Annotated in this window: 18 protein-coding genes and 1 pseudogene; 10 read left to right on the top strand and 9 right to left on the bottom strand. The window is 72.5% G+C overall.

All coding sequences use genetic code 11. From position 1 onward, the window contains the following. Positions 1-12: 12 nt before the first annotated feature. A complete protein-coding gene (locus ABZX22_RS36195; RefSeq protein WP_354918545.1) occupies positions 13-600 on the bottom strand; it encodes a TetR/AcrR family transcriptional regulator in 588 nt (195 codons plus the stop codon). Positions 601-727: 127 nt separating this feature from the next. On the opposite strand from ABZX22_RS36195, the gene ABZX22_RS36190 reads away from it, so the two are divergent. The 3 genes from ABZX22_RS36190 (at position 728) to ABZX22_RS36180 (ending at position 3712) form a co-directional block, all read left to right on the top strand. Beyond that, positions 728-1663, top strand: coding sequence for an NmrA/HSCARG family protein (locus tag ABZX22_RS36190; protein WP_354918542.1), 936 nt, complete (start codon positions 728-730; stop codon positions 1661-1663). A 139-nt stretch (positions 1664-1802) separates the two neighbouring features. Then, complete coding sequence (locus tag ABZX22_RS36185) at positions 1803-2981, top strand: MFS transporter (RefSeq protein WP_354918539.1); 1179 nt, start codon at positions 1803-1805, stop codon at positions 2979-2981. Then, positions 2978-3712, top strand: a complete 735-nt coding sequence (locus ABZX22_RS36180) for a PIG-L family deacetylase (RefSeq protein ID WP_354918536.1) — start codon at positions 2978-2980, stop codon at positions 3710-3712. The genes ABZX22_RS36185 and ABZX22_RS36180 overlap by 4 nt, the downstream gene beginning before the upstream one ends. On the opposite strand, the gene ABZX22_RS36175 is transcribed toward ABZX22_RS36180, so the two are convergent. Beyond that, positions 3699-6641 (bottom strand): BTAD domain-containing putative transcriptional regulator, encoded by a 2943-nt coding sequence (locus ABZX22_RS36175; protein ID WP_354918533.1) that lies wholly within the window; start codon positions 6639-6641, stop codon positions 3699-3701. The genes ABZX22_RS36180 and ABZX22_RS36175 overlap by 14 nt on opposite strands. A gap of 150 nt (positions 6642-6791) precedes the next feature. Between ABZX22_RS36175 and ABZX22_RS36170 the strand changes: the two genes are divergently transcribed. Together ABZX22_RS36170 and ABZX22_RS36165 are read left to right on the top strand one after the other, a co-directional pair. Next, positions 6792-7838, top strand: coding sequence for a class I SAM-dependent methyltransferase (locus tag ABZX22_RS36170; protein ID WP_354918530.1), 1047 nt, complete (start codon positions 6792-6794; stop codon positions 7836-7838). Positions 7839-7920: 82 nt separating this feature from the next. Then, positions 7921-8862, top strand: coding sequence for a GNAT family N-acetyltransferase (locus ABZX22_RS36165; protein ID WP_354918527.1), 942 nt, complete (start codon positions 7921-7923; stop codon positions 8860-8862). Between the two features lie 141 nt (positions 8863-9003). Here ABZX22_RS36165 and ABZX22_RS36160 read toward each other — a convergent pair whose 3' ends face one another. Beyond that, positions 9004-9438: a MarR family transcriptional regulator gene (locus ABZX22_RS36160; RefSeq protein ID WP_354918524.1), complete on the bottom strand. Its 435-nt coding sequence runs from the start codon at positions 9436-9438 to the stop codon at positions 9004-9006. 147 nt (positions 9439-9585) lie between these two features. Between ABZX22_RS36160 and ABZX22_RS36155 the strand changes: the two genes are divergently transcribed. Both ABZX22_RS36155 and ABZX22_RS36150 read left to right on the top strand, forming a co-directional pair. Next, the gene (locus ABZX22_RS36155) at positions 9586-10002 is read left to right on the top strand and encodes a RidA family protein (protein ID WP_354918521.1); all 417 of its coding nucleotides are present in this window, start codon (positions 9586-9588) and stop codon (positions 10000-10002) included. 59 nt (positions 10003-10061) lie between these two features. Then, the gene (locus tag ABZX22_RS36150) at positions 10062-11621 is read left to right on the top strand and encodes an OmpA family protein (RefSeq protein WP_354918519.1); all 1560 of its coding nucleotides are present in this window, start codon (positions 10062-10064) and stop codon (positions 11619-11621) included. A 303-nt stretch (positions 11622-11924) separates the two neighbouring features. Here ABZX22_RS36150 and ABZX22_RS36145 read toward each other — a convergent pair. The 3 genes and pseudogenes from ABZX22_RS36145 to ABZX22_RS36135 form a co-directional block, all read right to left on the bottom strand. After that, positions 11925-12158: pseudogene (locus ABZX22_RS36145) on the bottom strand (glyoxalase/bleomycin resistance/dioxygenase family protein); the annotation flags it as partial. A gap of 125 nt (positions 12159-12283) precedes the next feature. Further along, complete coding sequence (locus ABZX22_RS36140) at positions 12284-12916, bottom strand: class I SAM-dependent methyltransferase (RefSeq protein ID WP_354918516.1); 633 nt, start codon at positions 12914-12916, stop codon at positions 12284-12286. 943 nt (positions 12917-13859) lie between these two features. Next, a complete protein-coding gene (locus ABZX22_RS36135) occupies positions 13860-14423 on the bottom strand; it encodes a GNAT family N-acetyltransferase (RefSeq protein ID WP_354918513.1) in 564 nt (187 codons plus the stop codon). Between the two features lie 140 nt (positions 14424-14563). Here ABZX22_RS36135 and ABZX22_RS36130 point away from each other — a divergent pair, with 140 nt between their 5' ends. Further along, complete coding sequence (locus ABZX22_RS36130) at positions 14564-15580, top strand: aminotransferase class V-fold PLP-dependent enzyme (RefSeq protein ID WP_354918510.1); 1017 nt, start codon at positions 14564-14566, stop codon at positions 15578-15580. Further along, entirely contained in the window at positions 15577-15894 is a 318-nt protein-coding gene (locus ABZX22_RS36125) for a DUF952 domain-containing protein (protein ID WP_354918507.1), read from the top strand. The genes ABZX22_RS36130 and ABZX22_RS36125 overlap by 4 nt, the downstream gene beginning before the upstream one ends. Here ABZX22_RS36125 and ABZX22_RS36120 read toward each other — a convergent pair. Genes ABZX22_RS36120 through ABZX22_RS36110 form a run of 3 tightly spaced genes read right to left on the bottom strand, consistent with a single transcriptional unit; the run spans position 15873 to position 18369 of the window. Continuing rightward, the gene (locus ABZX22_RS36120) at positions 15873-16676 is read right to left on the bottom strand and encodes an ABC transporter permease (RefSeq protein WP_354918504.1); all 804 of its coding nucleotides are present in this window, start codon (positions 16674-16676) and stop codon (positions 15873-15875) included. The two genes, ABZX22_RS36125 and ABZX22_RS36120, sit on opposite strands and share 22 nt — an antisense overlap. Before the next feature lie 2 nt (positions 16677-16678). Continuing rightward, positions 16679-17437: an ABC transporter permease gene (locus ABZX22_RS36115; RefSeq protein WP_354918501.1), complete on the bottom strand. Its 759-nt coding sequence runs from the start codon at positions 17435-17437 to the stop codon at positions 16679-16681. Further along, complete coding sequence (locus ABZX22_RS36110; RefSeq protein WP_354918498.1) at positions 17437-18369, bottom strand: ABC transporter ATP-binding protein; 933 nt, start codon at positions 18367-18369, stop codon at positions 17437-17439. The genes ABZX22_RS36115 and ABZX22_RS36110 overlap by 1 nt, the downstream gene beginning before the upstream one ends. Positions 18370-18425: 56 nt before the next feature. Here ABZX22_RS36110 and ABZX22_RS36105 point away from each other — a divergent pair, with 56 nt between their 5' ends. Beyond that, positions 18426-18812, top strand: a complete 387-nt coding sequence (locus tag ABZX22_RS36105) for a nuclear transport factor 2 family protein (protein ID WP_354918495.1) — start codon at positions 18426-18428, stop codon at positions 18810-18812. The last annotated feature ends 259 nt before the right edge of the window (positions 18813-19071 follow it).

Raw genomic sequence — 19071 nt, 5'->3', positions numbered from 1 at the left:
CCGGCGGCGCCATCAGCGAGGCGGGCCTTCCGGCCGGGGGCGCACGCCGTCCAGAACGAGGGTGAGCAGCCGGTCGGCCAGGGCCGCGCCGTCGGGTTGCCGCTCGGCGGCCAGGGAGATGGCGTGGACGAGGGTGAGCAGCTCGACGATCGAGACGTCGGACCGTACGGCGCGCGCCTGCCGGGCCCTGGCCAGCAGGCCCTGTCCGGCCTCGACGATCATCGTGTGGCAGGTGGCTCCCACGAGGGGATCGCCGTCGTCGGAGCCGACCATCAGTGAGGCGGCCAGGCCCCGGTTGGACACGGCGTGCGCGGCCACGGCGCCGAGCCAGCTGACCAGCGCCTGTTCGGGGTCGGGGGCGCCGGCCAGGTCGGTGGCGGCGGCGCACAGGGTCTCGACCTTGTCGCGGAAGACAGCCTCCAGCAGCCGCCGGCGGGAGGGGAAGTGCCGGTGCAGGGTGGCCGAGCCGACGCCCGCGCGCCGGGCGATCTCCTCCAGCGACGCCTCGGCTCCCTGTTCGGCGACGACCGCGGCGGCGGCGGCGAGCAGGCGGTCGTAGTTACGGCGCGCGTCGGCGCGCATCGGCCGCTCGGACGGCATCGATTCTCCTGGGGGCTTGCAGAAACGGGGTGTCCCTCCATATTCTAGCCGACCATAACCGGAGGACCACCCCACTTAGTGGGGCGGCCTCAGCATGCCCATCTTCTGGAGCCACAACGTGAACACTGTGAACACTGTGAACCCCGCGGACAACACCATCGTGGTGGTGGGGGCGACCGGCCTGCAGGGCCGTACCGTGACGGCGCACCTGCTGGCCGACGGCTGGCGGGTACGCGCGGTGACCCGCGACCCGGAAGGCGCCCGCGCCAGGGCACTCGCGGCGGCGGGCGCCGACCTCGTGAGCGCCGAGATGGACGACGTCGCCTCCCTCATCGCCGCGGCCGACGGCGCGCACGGCCTGTTCGGCGTGCAGCCCACCGTCGGCTCCCCGGGCACCCCGGCCGGCTTCTCCACCGAGGACGAGGTCCGCTGGGGCCGCAACGTCGCCGACGCGGCACAGGCCGCCGGCGTCCGGCACCTGGTGTACGCCTCGGTCGCCGGAGCGGGCCGCCACAACACCGAGAAGCTGCCCCAGAACGTGGTGAGCAAGTGGCGCGTCGAACAGCACATCGCCCGCCTCGGCCTGCCCGCCACCTTCCTGCGCCCGGTCTCGTTCATGGAGAACTACACCGGCGGCTACCACCTGCGCGACGGCAGCGTGACCGCCCCGTTCGCGGCCGACGTGCCGCAGCAGATCATGGCCGTCGACGATGTCGGCGTCTTCGCCGCCATGGCCTTCGCCCACCCGCACGACTGGATCGGCCGGGCGGTGGACCTGGCAGGGGACGAGCTGACCCCGGTACGGCTCGCCGCGGCCGTCTCCGAGGCCGTCGGGCGGCGGCTGCCGTACGTCCAGATCCCGATCGGGGTGATCGCGCAGATCGGCGAGGAGTTCGCCTACGCCTACACCTGGCTCAACGAACGCGGCTACCGCGCCGACGTCGCCTTCACCCGCGCGCTGCACCCCGGCCTGATGGACCTGCGCACCTGGCTGGCCAGGACCGGAGCGGCCCAGATCACGCGCTTCCTGGCCGGCGAGGACCCCGCGCCGCGGCACCAGTGAGCGGCCGGCGCCGGGCATCTCTCACCGCGCGCCTGCATCAGGGCCGTGTTAGCGCCGTGTTATCGCCATGTCAGCGCCGCGGTAGTGCCGTGCCAGGCCGTGCTCCGAGCATCGCAAGCAGGACCACGGAGGTGATGAGATGGCAACGGTCCTGGACCGGACGACCCGCACACCCGGGCGGCAGCGCTGGCTCCCGGTCGCGGCGCTCGCCGCCGGCACGTTCGCGATCGGTACCGACATGTTCGTCATGGCCGGCCTCCTCGCCGGGATCGCCCACGACCTCGACGTCACGATCGGCACCGCCGGGTTGACGGTGACGGTGTTCGCGCTGGCGTACGCGATCGGCGCGGTGCTGCTCAGCGCCCTGCTGGGAGGGCGGCCCCCACGGCGGGTGCTGGTCGGCTCGATGGCGCTGTTCGGGACGCTGAGCGTGCTGGCGGCGGCGGCACCGGCCTTCCCCGCGCTGCTCGCCGTCAGGGTGCCGGCCGCGCTCGCCGCGTCGGTCTACGTGCCTGCCGCCGGCGCGGCGGCCGTGGCCGCCGTCCCCGCCGCGCACCGGGGGCGCGCACTGGGGGTGATCCTGGCCGGCACGTCGGCGGCGATGGTGGCGGGCGCCCCGCTGGGTGTGACGCTGGCCGCGGCGCTGTCGTGGCGGGCCGCGTTCGGGCTGGTCGCCGTGCTCGCGGCGGTCACCGTCGGCGCTCTGCTGCTGACCCCGGCCGGGTCCGCCCCGCCGGCACGCGCGACCGTGCGCGAGCGGCTGCGCCCGCTGCGTTCGCCGGCCGTGGCCGGGGCGCTCGGCGTGACCTTCCTGGTGATGACCGCCTCCTTCGGCATGTACACCTACCTGCCGTCGCTGCTGGAGGCCGCGCCAGGACAGCTCGGGGCGGCCGTCGCGGCGTTCGGCATCGGCGGCCTGGCAGGGGTGTGGTGGGGCGGCAGCGCGGCCGACCGCAGCGGCACCGGCCGGGTCATCGTGCCGGCGCTCACCGCCCTGGCGGTCATGTTCGCGGCGCTCGCGCACGTCGCGGCCGTACCGGCCGGGGCGCTGGCCGTCACAGCCGGGTGGGGGATCGCGGCCTGGGCTTTCGTCCCCGCCCAGCAGCACCGCCTGATCGGCCTGGGCGACGGGCCCGCGCCGCTGCCGCTGGCCCTCAACAGCTGCGCGGTCCACCTCGGGTCGGCCACCGGCGCGCTGCTCGGCGGCCTCCTGGTCGATACGGCCGGCGCCGGCCGCCTGTGGCTGCCGGCCGTGGCGTGCCTGGCCGCGGCGCTGGCCCTCCACAAGATCTACACCAGAAAGGCCGGCACGTCATGATCGACTCTCCTGCGGCCGTCGTCGCCGGGCTGGGCACCGTCCTGGGGATCTGGGCGCACCCGGACGACGAGGCCTACCTGTCCGGCGGGCTGATGGCGATGGCACGCGACAACGGGTCGCGCGTGGTGTGCGTGACCGCCACCCGCGGCGAGCGCGGCACCGCCCACGTGGACTGGCCGCCGCCCAGGCTGGCCGCCGCCCGCACCGGCGAGCTGGCACGCTGCCTGCGCATCCTCGGCGTCGCCGAGCATCACTGGCTCGACCACCGCGACGGTCACTGCGCGGCGGCCCCCGAACCGGAGGCCGTCGCGCCGCTGTGCGAGCTGATCGAACGGGTAGGCCCCGACACCGTGCTGACCTTCGGCCCGGACGGCATCACCGGCCACCCCGACCATCGGGCGGTCTCGGCCTGGGCGAGCGCGGCCTTCGACCGCGCCGCCCCGCCGGGGGCGCGGCTGCTGTACGCCACCTTCTCCGAACGGCGGGCACCGCGCTGGAGCGCGCTCAACAAGAGCCTGGGCGTCTTCCCGCCGGGACACCCGATCATGACGCCCGCCCACCGGCTGGCCGTCGACCTCGTGCTGGACCCGGCGACCGCGGCCCGCAAGGTCCGCGCCCTGGCGGCGCAGGAGAGCCAGACCGCCGGGCTCATCGCCGGCCTGGGCGTCGATCTCTACACGGCGTGGGTGAGCGACGAGGCGTTCGTCGAGCGGAGTCTCATGAGCGGGTGAGGTTCCGCTCGATCGCCTGCCGCGCCACCTCCAGGACGGCGACCCTGTTGGGCACCGGCGGCGCCCCGGCCGCCCAGGCATGCGTGTCGCCGTCGCGACGGCCGCCTCCGATGGGGACGCCCCCGGAAGGACGGCTTCCGGCGGGGGCGCCGGGCAGCGGTTCGGCGTCGCGACTGCCGCTTCCCGCCGGAGCGTCGGGAGCCTGCTCGGCCGCGGCCTCGATCAGCGCGGCCGGCTCGTCGTCGCCGAGCCGGCGCAGCAGCCCGGCGAGGTTGCGCAGGGTGACCCACAGGTGCGTCCAGTTGCCGTTGCGGGCGAAGTAGGCGATGACCTCGCGGTAGCCGCCCAGCGCCTCGTGGACGCGGCCGGCGCCGGCGCGCACCGACAGCAGCCCGACGGTGGCGACACCGACCAGGAAAGTCGCGCCCGAGGCGCGGGCCAGCTCGATCGCGCGAAGGTAGTGCCACTCGGCCGGCTCGCTGTGGCCGGCCCTGCTCTCGATCTCCCCGGTGACGTAGGCGCCCCAGGAGGCCATCGTGGGCGATCCCGCGCCGCCGTGCCGCTGCCGCTCGCTGAGCCTGCGCGCCTGCTCCAGGTCACCCGCGTACGCTCTGGCCAGCGCCGCGATCCCGAAGCTCTCCAGCTGCCGGTCGGCCAGGACCGCCGCGGCCAGCGCGTGCTCGACGACCTCGTCGTAGGCGCCGCGCGCCAGGTCGGCCGCCGACAGCGCCACCAGGCAGTGCCACGACCCGGTGCCGCGGGCCGCCTTCTCCAGCCCGGCGCGGGCCAGCCGGTCGGCCCGGCGGTAGTCACCGCGATGGTAGGCCGCCTCGGCCGCCGTGCCGAGCACGGCCCCGGCACGCGGGTGCGCGGCCAGCGCCGGATCACCGGCCAGTTCCTCGGCCAGTTCCTCGGCCCAGTCCAGGATCTCCAGCAGATCGCGGTAGGCGATCGCGTCGAACAGCGCCACCACCATCGCCGCGGCCTCGTCCACGGACCCGCTGCTGCGGGCCAGCCGCCAGGCGGCCCGCAGGTTCGCCATCTCGCGGCGCAGGACGGCGTCGGCCTGCGGCTCCCGCTCGGTGGTCATGGCGGCGCTGATCCACGCGGTCAGCTCGACCGCCCACCGCAGCATGCGCCCGGCGGCCGCCTCCTGCTCACCGGCCGCCGCCAGCCGGTCCAGCCCGAAGGCCCGCAGCGTCTCCAGCATGCGGTACCGGGTGCCGCCGCCGAAACAGGCCTCGATCATGGAGGCGTCGACGAGGCGGGCCAGCACGCTTCCCGGATCGCTGTCCAGGCCGAGCTCGGCGGCCAGCCGTTCGGCGGTCTCGAGGTCGACGCCGTCGGCGAAGACCGACAGCTGCCGGAACAGCCGCCGCTCGTCGGGCGTGAGCAGCTGGTAGGACCATTCGATGGTCGCCCGCAGCGTCCGGTGCCGGGAGTCGGCGCTGGGCCTGCCGCCGCCCAGCAGGTCGAGCGAGCGGTCGAGGCGGTCACGCAGATCGGTGAGGGAGAAGGTCGACAGCCGGCCGGCGGCCAGCTCGATGGCCAGCGGCATCCCGTCGAGCCGGCACACGATCTCGGCGACCGTACCCAGCTCGGCCGGCGACGGCGGCGGCCCGGGACGCACCCGGCCGGCCCGCTCCACGAACAGCGCCACCGACGCGGCCCGCGCCGGATCCTCGCCGGGGCCGGGCAGCGCGAGCGGCGCCAGCCGTTCGGCGTACTCGGCCGCCAGCCCGAGCGGTTCGCGGCTGGTGGCCAGCACCGACAGGCCCGGACAGCACGACAGGATCACATCGGCCAGGTCCCGGACGCCGTCGAGCAGGTGCTCGCAGTTGTCGATCACCAGCAGGCCGGGACGGTCACCCAGCAGCGCCAGGCAGGCCGACAGCACATCGCCCTGGACGACCTGCAGGTTCAGGACCGCCGCCAGCGCGTGCGGCAGCGCGGCCGGGTCGGTGAGCGGCGCCAGCGGCAGCACCGTGGCCGCGCCGTTCTGCCGGGCCACCTCGAGGGCGACCCGGGTCTTGCCGACGCCGCCGGGGCCCACCAGGGTGACCAGCCGCTCACCGGCCAGCAGCCGGCGCAGCGCCGCCACCTGCCGTTCGCGGCCGATCAGCGCAGTGGCCGGCCCGGCCGGCGCCTCGGACCGGCCGGGCGGCGAGCAGGCGGCTTGCCCGCTGGCGATCTCCCGCTCGAGCTCGTCCAGCGCGGGCGTGGGGTCCAGACCGGTCTCCTCGACGAGCCGGTGCCGGTACTCCCGGCCGGCGCGCAGCGCCTGCGGCGCCTGCCCGGTGGCCGCCAGCGCCCGCATGAGCAGCAGAACGCCGGGCTCGCGCAGCGGGTCGGCGGCCGAGCAGGCGGCGGCCAGAGCCAGCACGCCGTCGGCCTGCCCGGCGGCGACCGCTGCGGCGACCAGCGCGTCGCTCACCTCGCGCTGCAGCTGCGCGCACTCCTCGACCGCGGTGGCGATGGGCACCACGCCCGTCAGATCGGCCAGCGGCGCCCCCCGCCACAGCCCGTGCGCCCGCCGCAGCAGCTCCAGCGCCGCGGCCGCGTCCTGGCGCGCCGTCGCACGCGCCGCGGCCAGCAGCTGCCGCGCCTGCGCCACGTCCAGCTCGTCGGGCCCGAGGTCGAGCCGGTAACCGTCCTGCCGCGTCTCGAGCCGGACCGCCGCCGGGCCGAGGTGAGCCCGCAGCCGAGAGATGTGGTTGTGCAGGGCCTGACGCCCCGACTCGGGCACCTGCGCCGGCCACAGCGCGTCGACCAGGCGATCGGTCGTCACGATACGGCCCTCGGCCAGGGCCAGCAGCGCCAGCACCGCCCGCCGCTTCGGCCCGGGAACCCCCACGAGGGCGCCGTCGACCAGGAGCCGCAGCGGCCCGAGCACCTCCACCCGCACCAGCGGCGCGCACCGGACTGACATGGCACCTCCCCACGGCCGGCATACCCCGCGACCAGGACAGATCTCAGCCTGTTAGCACGAAGATAGCCCGTGCGACCGCCGTGACAGCCCCCGCGCCGAACCTTTCCCCACAGGCAGGCACCAGCCGGCCCGACGGGAAGGAGACCAGGGATGAACCACGACAAGGTGACGGCGTTCATGGGCCGGATCGTGTCCGACCTGGCGGCCACCGACGCCGCCGGCTCGGTCGTGATCGGCCAGCGGCTCGGCCTGTACCGCGCGCTGGCCGAGGGGCCCGCCACGCCCGAGCGGTTCGCCGAACGCACCGGCTGCCACCCGCGCTACCTCACCGAGTGGCTGCGCGGCCAGGCCGCCGGCGGATACGTCGACTACGAACCACAGACCGGACAGTTCATGCTCAGCGAGGAGCAGGCCTACTGCCTGGCCGATCCGAACGGCCCGAACGCGCCGGCGGCCTTCCTGATCTCGCTGGGAATGCTGCGCGCCGAACCGCGCGTCACCGAGGCGTTCCGCACCGGGGCGGGCCTCGGCTGGCACGAGCACGACCAGGACGTGTTCGTCGGATGCGACGCCTTCTTCCGGCCCGGCTACGTCGCCGAGCTCATCCCGAGCTGGATCCCCGCCCTGGAGGGAGTCGAGGCCAAGCTGGCCGCCGGCGCCCGAGTGGCCGACGTCGGCTGCGGGCTCGGCTCGTCGTCGATCCTGCTGGCCGAGGCCTACCCGCGCACCACGGTCACCGGCTCCGACTACCACACCGAGTCGATCACGCTGGCCCGCGAGCGGGCCGCCGAGGCCGGCCTGGCCGGCCGGGTGGAGTTCGAGGTGGCCACCGCGCAGACCTTCAGCGGCGCCGGCTACGACCTGGTGACGACGCTGGACTGCCTGCACGACATGGGCGACCCGCTCGGCGCCGCCCGGCAGGTACGGCAGGCGCTGGCCGCCGACGGCACGTGGCTGCTGGTCGAGCCGTACGCCTGCGACAAGCTCGAGGACAACTTCACCCCCGTGGGCCGGCTGTACTACAGCGCCTCCACCTTCCTGTGCGTGCCCAACGGCCTTTCCCAGCCGGGCGGCTACGCCCTGGGCGCCCAGGCGGGGGAGAGCGCCGTCCGCGAGCTGGCCGAACAGGCGGGCTTCACCCGCTTCCGCAGGGCCGCGCAGACCCCCTTCAACCTGGTGTACGAGATCAGGCCGTGACGACGGCGGGGCGGCGGTCGCGCCCCCGGTACGGCCGCCGCCCTCTTGATCCGCGCCCCCGCCCGTCGCCAAGCTCGTCGGCATGACGATCACAGTCCGCGCGTTCGCCCCCGGAGACGAGCGCTCCCTGATCGAATCCTGGAACCACAGCCTCCCGGCCGACCCGACGACCGCGGCGTGGTTTCGCGACTGCGTGCTGCTCGACCCCAACTTCGACCCCGACGGCCTGCGCGTGGCCGTGTCCGGCGGGAACGTCGTGGGATGCGCCTACGCCGTACGCCGGCTCATCCCGCCGGCCCCCGGCACCGACCTGCAACCGCAGACCGGCTGGATCCCGTTCTTCTTCGTCGCCCCCGCGCACCGCGGCCACGGGCTCGGCCGGCGACTGCTCACCCAAGCCCTGGACTTCCTGCGGGCCGCCGGGCGGACCCGGATCGACTTCGCCTCCTACACGCCCCACTACGTCCTGCCCGGCGCCGACCCCGACCTGTATCCTGCCGCGCTCGGCCTGCTGACCAGTCTGGGGTTCACCACGCGCTCCACTCCGGTCGCCATGGACCGCACCCTGGTCGGCTACCACACGCCGCCCGAGGTGCACCGGCTGCGCGCCGCCCGCCAGAGCCAGGGGTACCGCTTCGGCGACCCCACCGACGGCTGGCTGCCCCAGCTGATCAGGTTCGCGGCCGAGACGTTCAACCCCGACTGGGGCGAGGCGATCCGTCACCACAGGGACACCACCCGCATGGTCATCGCCACCCGGCGCGACCGGCTCGCCGGATTCGCCCTCTACGGCGCCTACCGGGGCATCCCCGAGCGGTTCGGGCCCTTCGGCGTGGACCCCGGCGAGCGCGGCACCGGCCTGGGCACGATCCTGCTCCACCTCGCCATGACCATGATGCGCGCCGAAGGCCTGCACTCCTCCTGGTTCCTGTGGACCGGCGCCGACAGCCCGGCCGCCAACCTGTACGCCAAGGCCGGCTACCGGGTCACCCGCCGCTTCCACCTCATGAGCTGGACGACATGAGCTGGACGGCATGAGCCACGGCCCGCCCCGGGCCCGGCACCAGCGGCCCCGGCCGTACCGGACCGGGGGAGGCCAAGCCCTCCGGACCGGGGGAAGGCGGGCCCGGCGGGCCCGGCGGGACCACGGGTCGCCGGTGGCTGCTCAGCCGGTGACGTCCTCACGGGACAGCTCCGACAGCGTCCGCACGCAGCGCAGGAACGCCTGACGGTCGGCGGCGGGCAGGCGGGCGAGCACGCGGTCCTCGTTGGCGTGAATGCCGGCCTGCACGGACCTGCGGACGCCGCGGCCGTCCTCGGTGATGGCCAGCACTCTCGCGCGGCGGTCGCGGGGGTCCGGGGTGCGGGAGATCAGCCCCGACTCCTGAAGCCTGTCGAGCGTGCTGATGATGCGGGTCCTGTCGGCGCCGATCGAGTCGGCGAGGGCGGCCTGGGTACGCACCGCGCTGTCGTCGAGCGCGCTCAGGACGGCGTAGCCCCACATGGAGATCCCGTGCGCCTTCAGCACCGGCAGTTCGGCGGCGATCAGCGACCGCACCAGAGGCTGCAGCATGGCGGCGAGGTCGCGGCGCTCTGTCATGCGGCCGGGAAAACTCGTTGACAGATAATAAGCACATATAGATTATATGCGGACGTCTACGAATTCGCAGCCTCTTCGCGGGCCGCCGGCCAAGCCGCGGCCACCCACCGAACCGGCCGCACCGACTTTCACCTTGAGGAGCATGCCGTGACGACAGGCGTCCGATTGATTCGCAACGACCAGCTCGCCTCGACCGTGGAGTACGCCTACGCCGCGGTCGCCGACGCGCCCGTGCGGTCCATCTGGGTGGCCGGCGCCTGCCCCCTCGACCGCGACGGCCGGACCGTCGCGATCGGCGACTACGCGGGCCAGGCCCATCAGGTAATGCGCAATCTGGTGACCGCGCTGGAAGGGGCGGGCGCCTCGCTGACCGATGTGGTCAAGACGACGGTGTACGTGGCCTCGTCCCGGCAGGACGACCTGGGGCGGGCCTGGCAGGTGTACCGGGAGTACATGGGCGACCACGACGTGCCCAGCACCCTGCTCGGGGTCACCGTGCTCGGCTACAACGACCAGCTCGTCGAGGTGGAGGCCGTCGCCGTTCTGGCCGGTGGACGCGACTGATGGCGGCCGCTCCCCGGAAGCGACCCGGGAGATATTTCGGACATGGCACAATCTCCGCCATGCCGCACCGCATCCTGGCCCTCGCCACTGCCCTCACCCTCACCGCCACCGGGTGCGGAGTCCTGCCGCTGCGCGAGGCCGCACCGCCACCACCAGACAGCGCCCCGCCCACCGCGGCCCCACCGGCGGCGACCCCGGCCACCAGCGCCCCGGCCGCCACGGCGACACCGTCAAGCCAGGACACCCGCCCGGCTCTGGCAGAGACCACCAGCACCGTGAACGCGGCCATGAAGGTCGAAGTGGTCGGGCTCAACCGCGTCAAGGGCAAACACCTGGTCGTACAGATCCGCCTGTCCAACACCGGCACCGAGGACCTGCCCTGGGCCGCCGACATGGGCGACCAGACCCGCCCGCTCGGCGAGATGAAATGGGCCTCGGGGATCGGCGTCCTCGACGCCCGATCCCGTACCTGGATCCTGCCGTACAAGCCCGCCGGCTCCCCGTGCCTGTGCAGCGACCAGGACCGCGACGACCTCGGCTACTTCATCGACCCCGGCCAGTCGATCACCGTCTACGCGGTCACCCCCGCCCCGGCGGGTGATCCCGCCACCACCACCGTCGTCACCCCCGTGGGCGTGCCGATGCCGGACGTCCCCATCAGCGACGCCCCACCGGCAGGCGACTTCCCCGACCCCGACGCCGAACCCGTCACCCCCGTCACACGCCGCGTCATCCTGCCGTCGGAATCGCTGGACAAGTCGGAGGAGACCGCGGACGACGGCACCGACCTCCAGGTCAACCTCTCCTCCGACGTGCTCTTCGCGGTGGACAAAGCAATCTTGACCCCGCGGGCCAAGGCCGTCCTGGCCCGTACGGCCAAGCTGATCGACTCCTCACCCACCACCGTGGTGAAGGTGGAAGGCCACGCCGACTCCTCCGGCAACAACGCCATCAACGACCCCCTGTCACTGCGCCGCGCCCAGGCGGTGCAGCGCGCCCTGTCCGGCCATCTCACCAGGAACGGCATCCGCTTCCAGGCCAAGGGATACGGCTCCCGCCGCCCGCTGTACGGCAACGACACCGACGAGGGCAAGCGCCGCAACCGCCGCGTTACGGTCACCTTCGCCAAGCCGCAGCCGAAACCCGCCGACCCCGCCGCCGAGGTCGTCTCCACCCTCGGCCCCGACGCGGACCTGACCGCCACGGGCAAGGCGGCAGGCCAGCCCATCGCCATGGAGATCACCGGCCTGCGCCGCCTGGACGGCGGCCTGGGCCTGCTGACCTACAAGGTCACCAACGAGGGCTCGGCCGAGGCGTGGTTCAACGAACTCCACCACGCCCAGGACTGGGAGTCCTACAAGTACCAGGCTGCCAGCAACGTCCGCCTGACCGACGCCACCGCCCGCCGCCAGTACCTGCCCGGCCGCCTCCAGGTCCCCACCGACAACGGCGTGGACTCCTACTGCGCCTGCACCGACGTCTCCGGCGTCCGCCTCGCCACCGAGAAGTTCGCTCCCGGCCAGACCCGCGAGTTCTGGAGCCTGTTCGCCCTCCCGGACACCAAAATCCTCAACGTCAAGATCGCTTCCTTCCGCGACCTCCAGGTCCCCGTCCGGTAAACGCCCCACCCACGCGACCCGGCCCTCCGCTCCCGAAGGCGTCCCCAGCCCCGAAGGAGGGTCTTCCTGTCAGTGGGGCCCGTGGCCGCTGTCGGGTGGCCGGATCCAGGTCCAAGTTGATGAAGCATCGAGCCCCGGTGTCCCGTTGATCGGGTTGCCGGAGCTCGTTCGTCCGGTCAGGGCGTGGACGGGCCGCACCCGCAGCCGCCCTCGGCCGAGGTCCGCGCCGGCACCGACGGTGGCGTCGGCCGGTGCGGTGGTGCTGGTGCAGCAGGCCTGCGGGGCGCCGCCGGCGCTCTTGCCGAGGTTGTCGGCGTCGGCCTTGACCGTGTAGACCTCCCACGGCTCGGCGCCGGGGCCGGTGACCCACACTTTGTCCTGGAGGGCGTAGCAGCAGGAGGTGTCGTTCTCCTCGAACGTCACCAGCCCGGCCTCGGCCAGGCGGGTCGTCGCGGCGGCGACCTCGGCGGTGGTGGCGACCTCGACCCCGAGGTGGTCCAGGCGGGTCGCCTCGCCGGCCGCGCCTTCGATGAGGACGCTGCTCGACGCGCTCAAGGCGGGCGACAGGAACCTCGTCCCACGACGGGCGCCCTGGCCCGGGCGCGCGCTGAACGTTCAGCGCGCGCGACGCCGAAGACGGGGCGGGGCGGGGGCGGTCGTCGTCAGGCGACGGGCTTACGGGCGGCGAACCGCTCGATCATGCCGAGTTTGAAACGGTCGTGCCGTTCCACGGCCAGCCCCATGGCCTGGACCAGCGGCAGCGGCCGGCGGCGGAAGTGCTCACCCTGCAACGGAACACTCACCAGGTCGGCCGCCGCCTGCAGCACCCGGATCGCCCACGACGAAGAGGCGACGTGGTCGGCCAGCAGCAGCAGACCGCCCGGCCGCAGCACACGCTCCATCTCGGCGAGCGCCCGCGACTCGTCGGGGATCGCACACAACGCGAACGTGCAGACCACCGTGCCGAAAAACGCGTCGGGGAAGGGCAGCGCCTGCGCGTCGGCCTGCCGCAGATCGGCCGGCACGCCGAGCACCCCGGCACGGCGCCTGGCCACCGCGAGCATCGCCTCGCTCCACTCCACACCGGTCAGCCGCACCCCGCCCGGATAGTGCCCGAGGTTCAGGCCGGTACCGATCGCGACCTCCAGCACCTCGCCGGACGCCTGCCGGCAGAGCCACGCGCGGGTGTCGCCGAAGAAACGGCGTTCGGCGAAGGCCATCTTCCGGTCGTAGGCCGGGGCCTGGCGGTCCCAGAACGTGCGTAGCCGCAGCTTGCGCGTATCGGAGTCAGCCACCACGGCACCAGCCCTTCTCCCGGTTCCTCGACCCTACCCACCGCGATCACCAGGCGCGAGGACAACGCGAGGCTGCCCCTGGCGCCGTAGAGCAGGTCGGGGGAGCCGAGCCCCGCGTCGACCACGTCTGCGCGGCATAGAGGTTCCGCGACTCCGGCTGCGTCGGTGAAGGTCTCCTTATTCGCCGACTTCGCCGATGCGCGCCGCCGGCAGCCGACGCTCTACAACCCCGCCAGGGACCGATCCACCGTCCGCGGCGCCGCCCTCACGCGCCAGACGCCCGCGACTCGCCGAGCTGATAGCTGATCCCGCTCAGCACGCTTCCGGTGCAGCCGCTGGACAAGAGCGCCAGAGTCGACGCCTTGCAGTTCGCCCAGGGGCGATCCGCCCTCGCCGAGCCGAGAGCGCACCCTTCCACGCCCGGCCACTTTCATGCCCGGCCACGCAGCCCGGCCGCTCCAGCGCGGCGCTGCGCCCTGCCTGCGCTACGGCGACCCTGCGCCACGGAATCCCTCGCCGGAGCCACGGCGCCACGGATTGCATGCCGGAGCCACGGCGAAACGGAATCCCTCGCTGGATCGCCGGGGGAGTGCGGCACCTGCCTGCCCGCCCCGCGCAAACCCCACACCTGACCGCCGCAGAAGGCGCCGCAGACCGTTCAGACGGTCCTCACCCAGCACGGCCCGCATGCGTCCAGATCACACGCCGCCTCCACCAGCCCACACTCGACAGCAGCCAAGCGCGCCTCCGCGCCGCACAGCGCAGCGATCTCCGCATGCAGCACCCTGCACCCCTCCCGATCCGCGGTCGCGGTCGCGGTCGCGGTCGCACCGATGATGCTCGACGCGCTGCCGGTGGCTGCTCGGTCACAGGCTGACCGTAGGGGCGCAGGTCTCCCGAATCCTCCGATGAAGAGGCGACCCGCTACGAACAGGCAGCCCCGCTACCGCGACCGGCCGGCCCACTCCGAGCCCAACATCGCGTACACGACCTCATCGGTCCACTCGCCCTTGACCAGCTCGTTCTCCACCAGGTGCGCCTCACGCCGCATCCCCAGCTTCTCCAGCACCCGCGCCGAAGCCGTATTGCGGCCATCCAGCCGCCCCACGATCCGATGCAGCCCCAGCTCCTCGAACCCCAGCCGCAGCATCTCCCTGCTCGCCTCCGGCGCATACCCCTTGCCGTGGTAGTCAGGGTGCAGCACGTAACCGATCTCGCCCTGCTCGTGCTGCCGGCTGGTCCAGATCAGCAGCGCCTGCCCGATCACCTGCCCCGACTCCCGCAACGTCACGGCAAGGTCGAGCAGATCGCCCTCCTCCCGCAACGCCACCCGCCTCACCCGCTGGTCCAGCATCTCGCGCGAACCCTCAAGATCCCGCGCCTCCCAGTACAGGAACCGCGCCACCTCGGGCAACCGCTCCCATGCATGAACAGCCGCCAGATCATCACGGGTGAAAGGACGCAACGACAGCCGATCCGTCACGATCGGAAAAGAAGGCGTGAGCACGCCCGCAGTCTAGAAACCACACCCCCCGAAGGCGACACAATTTCCACCTGCGGCAGGCCCGGCGACACCGGCTCCCGAGCCGACCCCCACAGCCGCCCTCCCCACAGGCCCGCACACCCGCGCCACCTAAGCTGACCCGCATGCACCTCGACGCCGCCCGCAAACTCTGGCAACCCACCCCCGGCTGGCTCAACACCGCCAGCTACGGCCTGCCGCCCACCCCCGCCTACGACCAGCTCCAGACCGCACTCACCCAATGGCGCCACGGCAGCACCGACTGGCAACCCTGGGACGACCAGGTCACCCACTCCCGCGCCGCCTTCGCCACCCTCATCGGCGCCCCCACCGCCGACATCACCGTCAGCTCCACCGCCTCCCAGATCGTCTCCCAACTCGCCACCGCCCTCCCGCCAGGCGCCCGCGTCCTCATCCCCGACATCGAATTCACCAGCAACGTCTACCCGTGGGCCGTCGCCGCCCACGTCGACACCGCACCACCCGACCGGCTGGCCGACGCCATCACCCCCGACACCACCGCCGTCGCCTTCAGCCTCGTCCAGTCGGCCACCGGCAAGCTCGCCCCCCTCGACGACATCATCCAGGCCGCCCGCGCCCACGACACCCTCGTCATCGCCGACGCCAGCCAAGCCTGCGGCTGGCTACCCCTCACCACCGACGGCCTCGACGCCCTCGTCTGCGCCGCCTACAAATGGCTCATGTGCCCCCGCGGCGCCGCCTTCGGCTACCTGTCACCCCGCCTGCGCGAACGCATGACACCCACCGCCGCCAACTGGTACTCCGGCACCAGCATGTACGGCATGCCGCTCACCCACCACCCCGACGCCCGCGCCTTCGACCTGTCACCGGCCTGGTTCTCCTACGTCGCCGCCGCCCCCACCCTCGACCTGCTCAACCAGCTCGACATCCACGACATCCACCGGCACAACCTCGCCATGGCCAACCGCTTCCGCACCGGCCTCGGCCAACCGCCCGGCGACAGCGCCATCGTCTCCCTCGACAGCCCCCACCCCGACACCCCCCAACGCCTCGAGCGCGCAGGCGTCCGCATGGCCGTACGCGCCGGAAAACTACGCGCCAGCTTCCACCTCTACACCACCGAACTCGACGTCGACCTCGCCCTGGAGGCCCTGACATGACCGTGCTGCACATCGCCTACGCCACCGACTGGCACCACGCCCAGCAAAGCGGCGAATACCGCATCTCCACCCGCGGCCGCACCCTCGACCAGGAAGGCTTCATCCACCTCAGCGCCGACCGCCGCCAAGCCCGAACCGTCACCGACCGCTTCTATGCCGACGTCACCGAGCCGCTCCTCCTCCTGGAGATCGACCCCACCGGCCTCGACATCCGCTACGAGACCCCACCCGGAACCGACGAGACCTTCCCCCACCTCTACGGCCCCCTGCCCACCAGCTCAGTGACCGCCGTTCACGAACACAACACCCGCTGAATCCGCCGCGACGCCACCCACAACCCAACCCCCGCCAGCACCACCAGATACAGCGCGTGCCCCGCCAGCGCCCACTCCAGCCGCCCCAACGCCAGACCCCGCACCAACTCCACCGCGTGATACAGCGGCGTCACCTCCACCACCGCCGCCAGCACCGGCGGATAACCCCCCACCGGCGCGAACGTCCCCGAGAACAGGAACAACGAGAACTGCGCCGCCGTCATCAGATCGAAGTCCTGCCACCCCCGCAAGAACGTCGACACCGCCATCCCCGCAGCCCCGAACGCCACCCCCACCAGCATCGTCGCCGGAAAAGCCGCCAGCGCCCACCACGGCTCGGCCAACCCCATCACAGCCATCACCAGCAAGAACGCCGCCGTATAGAACGCACTGCGCATCATCGCCCACGTCAGCTCACCCAGCGCCACCTCGATCGGCCGCACCGGCGTCGCCAGGATCGCCTCGAACGTCTTGGCGTACTTCATCTTGAAGAAGAAGTTGAACGTCGTCTCGGCCAGCGCACCGTTCATCGCCGACGCCGCCAGCATCGCCGGAGCCACGAACACCGCATAGGACACCACCCGCCCATCACCCAGCGGAATCCGCCCCACCAGCGCACCCACACCGATCCCGATCGACAGCAGGTACAGCAACGGCTCGAAAAAACCCGACACCAGCACCAGCCAGTACGAGGCCCCGCTCCGCAACGCCCCCACATTGCGGCCCACCACCGCACCGACCCGCCCCGCCGACACCCGCCGGGCCACCACCAAGGTCACCATGATCAGTCCTGAAGTCGCTTACGGTAGGCGACGGCCGCCCAATACAGCCCCGCCACACAGAACACCAGCAGATAACCCACGTGCGCCCACACCGGCCACGGGGGAGCGGCACCCAACGTCGCCGCCCGGCACAACTCCACCGCATGCCACAACGGCGACGCGTACGCCACCAACCGCACCAGCGCCGGCAACTGCTCCACCGGAAAGAACACCCCCGCGAACAACGTCGAGGGAATCATGACGAACCGAAACAGCAACGCGAAGTAACTGTCATGATCGATCGACGCCGCGAACGCCGTCACCGGCGCCGCCACCGCGACCGCCAGCAAAGCCACCACCGGCACCGTCGCCACCGACCACACCGACGCCAACGCCCCGAACGCACCCACCACGACCAAGAACACCACGGCCGCGATCAGCACCCGGAACACGATGTACAGCATCCACCCGCGCACCATGTCCCACGCCGACACCCGCGTGGCGAACATCGCGTGCGCACCCCGCGTCCACTTGAACTCACCCATCACGCTGTAGGTGCACTCACCGACCGCCATCTGGAACGCCGTCGAGGCCAACACCCCCGGCACGATCCACTCCACGTACGGCACGCCACCCACCGTGCCGACATAACCGCCGACACCCAGCCCGATGCTCGCCAGGAACAACAGCGGCAACAGGAACGACGAGAACAACGACGCCCGCCACAACCGCCTGTACAGCGTCAGATGCCGCTCCAGCACCGCCACCGTCGGATGCGCCATCAGTCCACCAACGTCCGGCCGGTCAGGTGCAGGAACACATCCTCCAGCGACGAACGCCGCACCAGCACGCTGGAGGGCGCCAGCCCCCTGCGATGCACCTCCGCCACCGCATCGTCCCCGTCCTTGGCGTACAGCAGGATCCGATCAGGCAGCACATCCACCCGATCACCCACCCCCGACAACCGCTCCGTGAACCCCCGCAGCGGCGCACCCCCGAACCGCAACTCCACCACCTCGGGCGACGAATACGTCTCGATCAGCGACCGCGGCGACCCCTCGGCCACGATCCGCCCGCCGTCCATCACCACCAACCGATCACACAACTGCTCGGCCTCGTCCATGTAGTGCGTCGTCAACACCAACGTCACCCCACGCTGCTTCAACCGGAACAACCGCTCCCACAGCAGATGCCGCGCCTGCGGATCCAGCCCCGTCGTCGGCTCGTCCAGCAACACCAGATCAGGCTCGTTCACCAACGCCCGCGCGATCGTCAACCGCCGCTTCATCCCACCCGACAGCGGCTCCACCTTGCTCGACGCCTTCTCCGTCAACTGCGCGAACTCCAGCATCTCCGCCGCCCGCTCCCGCGCCTGCGCCCGCGACAACCCGAAGTAACGCGCATACGTCGTCAGGTTCTCCCGCACCGTCAGATCGGGATCGAGATTGTCCAGCTGCGGGCACACACCCAGCCGCGCCCTGATCGCCGGCCCCTCCCGCACCGGATCCATCCCCAGGATCCGCAACTCACCGGCCGACGGCATCGACACACACGAGATCATCCGCATCGTCGACGACTTGCCGGCCCCATTGGGCCCCAGGAACCCGAACGCCTCGCCGGGCGCCACCTCCAGATCGATGCCGTCCACCGCGGTGAAGTCACCGAACCGCTTGACCAGCCCGCGCGCGTAGATAAGAGGATGAAGAGCAGCCACGAGCCCGCACCCTAACCAACGCCACCGACAAAACCGCAACCGATTAAATCAACGCCATGGACACCCGCACCGCCGCCCAACACTTCGCCGACACCTGGCAGCAGGCCTGGACGCACCACGACATCGACGCCCTCGCCGGCCTCTACGCCGACCACGCCGTCCACACCAGCATGCCCTTCCGCCCACCCCACCACGGCAAAGCGGCCATCCTCGACTACATCCGCTGGTCCTTCGACGGCGAGACCCCCATCACCGTCTCCTTCCACACCCCGCTCGTCGACGCCGACCGCGCCGCCATCGAGTTCCGCGTCCACGCCCTCGACGGCGACCAGCCCACCGTCCTGGCCGGCTGCGTCTTCGCCCGCTTCGACCCCGACGGCCTCGCCGTCGAAACCCGCGACTACTGGCACACCCAACCGGAACCACACGATCACACAACGTGACGAACTCGCGGCCAGTCGCCAACCCCACCGCCACCACCATCGGGGCAACCGATCGATGCACGCGGTGACCAGCCCGCCCCGGCGACGCAGCGCCGACAGCAGACGGCAGGCGGCGGGCGGCACTCCGGGCCTCCCACACTTCCACCCCTCAGCCCCGCCTGCCCCCCGCACCTCCAGCGCAGGGCCATGGCCGGCTCGCCAGCCCACCAACTCGCCGCCATCGGGCGCGTACCGCCCGACGCCGCCCGGCAGCGGGGTA

The organism is Nonomuraea sp. NPDC003804 (genome assembly GCF_040610675.1).
In the GTDB taxonomy this organism is placed as follows: domain Bacteria; phylum Actinomycetota; class Actinomycetes; order Streptosporangiales; family Streptosporangiaceae; genus Nonomuraea.
The sequence above is the reverse complement of the archived record's forward strand: the minus strand, read 5'-3'. Positions and strand labels throughout refer to the sequence as shown.